Origin of the sequence: Actinoalloteichus spitiensis RMV-1378 (assembly GCF_000239155.1) — a bacterium.
Classification (GTDB): domain Bacteria; phylum Actinomycetota; class Actinomycetes; order Mycobacteriales; family Pseudonocardiaceae; genus Actinoalloteichus_B; species Actinoalloteichus_B spitiensis.
The window spans coordinates 1-3,468 of record NZ_AGVX02000808.1; the positions used below are offsets into that span (position 1 = coordinate 1).

The following is a 3,468-nucleotide window of genomic DNA, read 5'->3' on the forward strand; positions in this document are numbered from 1 at the left end:
AGGGGGAAGGTGGTCAGTTCCGGCCGCAGCCGGCCAGTGGCCGCTGCCAGCAGCGCCCGCGCCTCCAGCTCCCGGAGCGCCCCGGGCCGGCGGAGCGCGCCGATTCCCCAGCTGGCGGTGAGACCGCGCTCGACGAGGTCGGCGGTGGTGATCTCGGTGGGGCCGTCTCCGGAGGCCCAGCCGTACATCGCCAGCCGTCCACCCGGCCCCAGCAGTTCGAGGGCTCGCCGGCCCAGCTCGCCGCCCACCCCGTCCAGCACCACCGTCGGTGACCGGTCCGGGCCGAGCGCGGCCGAGACGGCCGCCGGCCAGTCCTCGGTCCGGTAGTCGACGGCGACCTGGGCGCCGAGGGCGCGGACCCGGTCGACCTTCTCCGGCCCACCGGCGAGCCCGACGACGGTGGCGCCCACGGCCAGCGCCTCCTGCGTGAACAGGCTGCCGAGGCCGCCGGCGGCGGCGAGGACGAGCACGACGTCGGAGGGACCGGGGGTGACCGTGTCCAGCACGGCCAGGGCGGTGCGCCCGGTACCGATCATCGCGACCGCCGCCTCCGGGGTGAGCTCGTCCGGCACGGTGTGCAGGGACGCCTTCGGGGCCACCGCCAGCTCGGCGTAACCCCCTGCCGCGGCGACGGCGCCGAGGTGCGCCACCACGCGACGTCCGAGCCAGCCACGGTCGACGCCGTCCCCGACCGCGTCCACGGTCCCGGCGACCTCCCGGCCGAGGACGGCCGGGAGGTCAGGCGCCTTCGCCGGGCCGGCCGGCTCGCCCCGACGCAGCCGGGTGTCGACGAGGTGGACGCCGCTGGCGGCGACGCGGACCCGGACCTGACCCGCCGCCGGCACGGGGTCGGGGACCTCCGCCAGCACGAGGTGGTCGGCGGGGCCGAAGGAGGACAGCGTGATCGCGCGCATGGGTGCTCCCGGGTTTGGACGGATGCCCGCACGGTATGAGCTCAAGCGCGCTTGAGGTCAAGATCGTGGTGGGGGTCGTTGTCCGTCCGGGAGGCGTCCGGCCAGAAGAGTGGTCAGGCGAGGGGTTGCCGGCCGCGTGTCAGGGTGAGGAACACCCCGAGGGCTGCCAGTGCGGCGAGCACCATCACCAGGGCCATGGGCACCGCGCTGCCGCTGCCGCCGAGTCCGACCAGCGGGGCCGCCAGGCCACCGAGCGCGAACTGGAGCATCCCGAGCAGCGCCGAGGCGGAACCGGCCGCGTCCGGGTGGTCGGCCAGCGCCAGGGTCGTGCTGTTGGGCATCACCAGACCGATGCTGGAGACCACCAGGAACAGGGCCGGGAGGACACCGGCGAGGCCGAGCACGTCGGTGGTGACGACCACCAGCAGCGCGATCGCTCCGAGCAGGGCGGAGCAGAGCCCGGTGATCAGCAGCTTGCGCTGGTCGAACCGGCTGACCAGCAGTCCGTTGACCTGACCGGCGATCACGATGCCGACGGAGTTCAGGCCGAACAGCAGACCGAAGGTCTGTGGGGAGACCCCGTAGATGTCCTGGAGCACGAACGGTGACGCCGAGATGTAGCAGAAGACGGCGCTGAAGGCGAGACCGCCTGAGATCGCGCAGCCGAGGAAGAAGCGGTCGGCCAACAGGCTCCGGTAGGTCCGGAGGGTGTCCCGGACGCCGCCGCTGCGGCGTCGTTCCGGCGGCAGGGTTTCGGGGAGTCGCAGGCCGGCGAGGAGCAGGAGGACCACGCCGTAGCCGGCGAGGACGAAGAAGACGCCCTGCCAGGAGGTGATCAGCAGGAGTTGGCTGCCGATGAGGGGGGCGAGCACGGGGGCCGCGCCGGTGACCAGCATCAGCATCGAGAAGAACTTGGCGGCGGCGATTCCGGAGTACCGGTCGCGGACGATCGCTCTGGCGATCACCAGGCTGGCGGCTCCGGACAGGCCCTGGACGAAGCGGGCGCCGGTGAGCATGGGCGCGGTCAGGGCGACGGCGCAGGCGGCGGAGGAGAGGACGTAGACGAACAGGCCGGTGAGCAGTGGTCGCCGTCGGCCGAGGGCGTCGCTCAGCGGGCCGGCCACGATCTGACCGAGTGCCAGGCCCAGCAGGCAGGCGGTGAGGCTCAGCTGGACCTGGGAAGTGGTGGTGTCGAAGTCGGAGGCGATCGCGGGGAAGGCCGGTAGGTAGGTGTCAATGGACAGCGGGCCCAGCGCGGACAGCGCTCCGAGGATCGCCGCCAGTCGCCACCGGGAGATCGGGAAGGGTTCCTCGGTCCGTTCCGTGGTCTGGTCTGGTCGGGTTTGGCGTTCCACGCTGGGTGCGTGGTCCGCCTCGGACGGCACGGCGGGCTGACGCTGGTCCTCAGCGAGCCCATTGCGTGCTGAATTCACCATTCCTCCCTGTGATCCGGGCCCGTGAACGGCGGCGCCAGGCGGCGCCGGTTGACCCGGCAGACAGTTTCATTAGACAACCTTCAGCGAACGTTCGACCACCGCGATTCCATCTCGGATGTGAGCTAGCTCATCTTCGCCGTGGTCGTGGGCTGGTCGACGCCCACCCCTCCCCTGATCGCATACTTATTGCATACAATCGCCGCATAATCAGGTTCCTGGTGAACCCAGGTCGCATGGAACCTGGCGCTTGTCAGACCGGAGAGTGAGGAGACAGCCGATGCGGTCCACCCCAGTCAGTGGTTCCACCGCCGACCCGGCACCCGACGCGGCCGAGCGGGTCGACGTCGTCGTCGTGGGCGGCGGCAACGCCGCGTTCTCCGCCGCCCACGCTGCCCGTGAGCGCGGTGCGACCGTGTTGCTGCTGGAGAAGGGCGCGCGGGGCGTCGCGGGCGGCAACTCCTACTACACGGCGGGGGCCTTCCGCTTCGCCCACGGCGGTGGTGAGGCCCTGGCCCCGATCCTCGACCAGGACAGCGTCGAGCGGTTGCCCAGGACCGAGCTGCCCGCCTACTCCGCCGACGACTTCGCCTCGGACATGGCGCGGGTGACGGAGGGGCGCAACGACCCGGTCCTGACCCGCACCCTCGTCGACCACAGCGCCGACACCATCGACTGGTTGACCGGGAAGGGCCTCCGCTGGCAGCTGCTGTACGAGCGCCAGACCTACGTCGAGGACGGCCGGTGGGTCTTCTTCGGCGGGCTCGCCGTCGGAACGGTCGACGGGGGCAAGGGGCTGATCGCCCAGCACACGGCGGCGGCCGAGAGCGCGGGAGTCGAGATCCGCTACGAGGCCGAGGTCCGCGAACTGGTGCGGGGCGACGACGGGGCCGTCCGGGGTGTCGTCTACCAGGACGGCGCCGGGGTCCGCCACCAGGTCGCGGCCGGGGCCGTGGTGTTGGCGGCGGGTGGCTTCGAGGCGAACCCGGAGTTGCGGGAACGGCACCTCGGGCCGGGGTGGTCGCGGGCGTTGGTCCGGGGCAACCCGCTCAACACCGGCGAGGTGCTGGAGATGGCGCTGGCGGCGGGCGCCGCGCCGCACGGCGACTGGGGCTCCTGCC

Annotated in this window: 3 protein-coding genes; 1 reads left to right on the plus strand and 2 read right to left on the minus strand. The window is 72.3% G+C overall.

Going from position 1 to position 3,468, the window contains the following annotated elements; all coding sequences use genetic code 11:
* The coding region (locus tag ACTIDRAF_RS0225520) for a zinc-binding dehydrogenase (RefSeq protein WP_016701483.1) at positions 1 to 914 on the minus strand (914 nt) is incomplete at its 3' end.
* A gap of 113 nt (positions 915 to 1,027) precedes the next feature.
* Positions 1,028 to 2,299 carry a Bcr/CflA family multidrug efflux MFS transporter gene (locus tag ACTIDRAF_RS0225525; protein ID WP_016701484.1) on the minus strand — a complete coding sequence of 424 codons (1,272 nt, stop codon included), beginning with the start codon at positions 2,297 to 2,299 and terminating at the stop codon, positions 1,028 to 1,030.
* A 328-nt stretch (positions 2,300 to 2,627) separates the two neighbouring features.
* On the opposite strand from ACTIDRAF_RS0225525, the gene ACTIDRAF_RS31395 reads away from it, so the two are divergent.
* Positions 2,628 to 3,468 (plus strand): FAD-dependent oxidoreductase (locus tag ACTIDRAF_RS31395; RefSeq protein ID WP_016701485.1); only part of this gene is annotated, 841 nt, incomplete at its 3' end.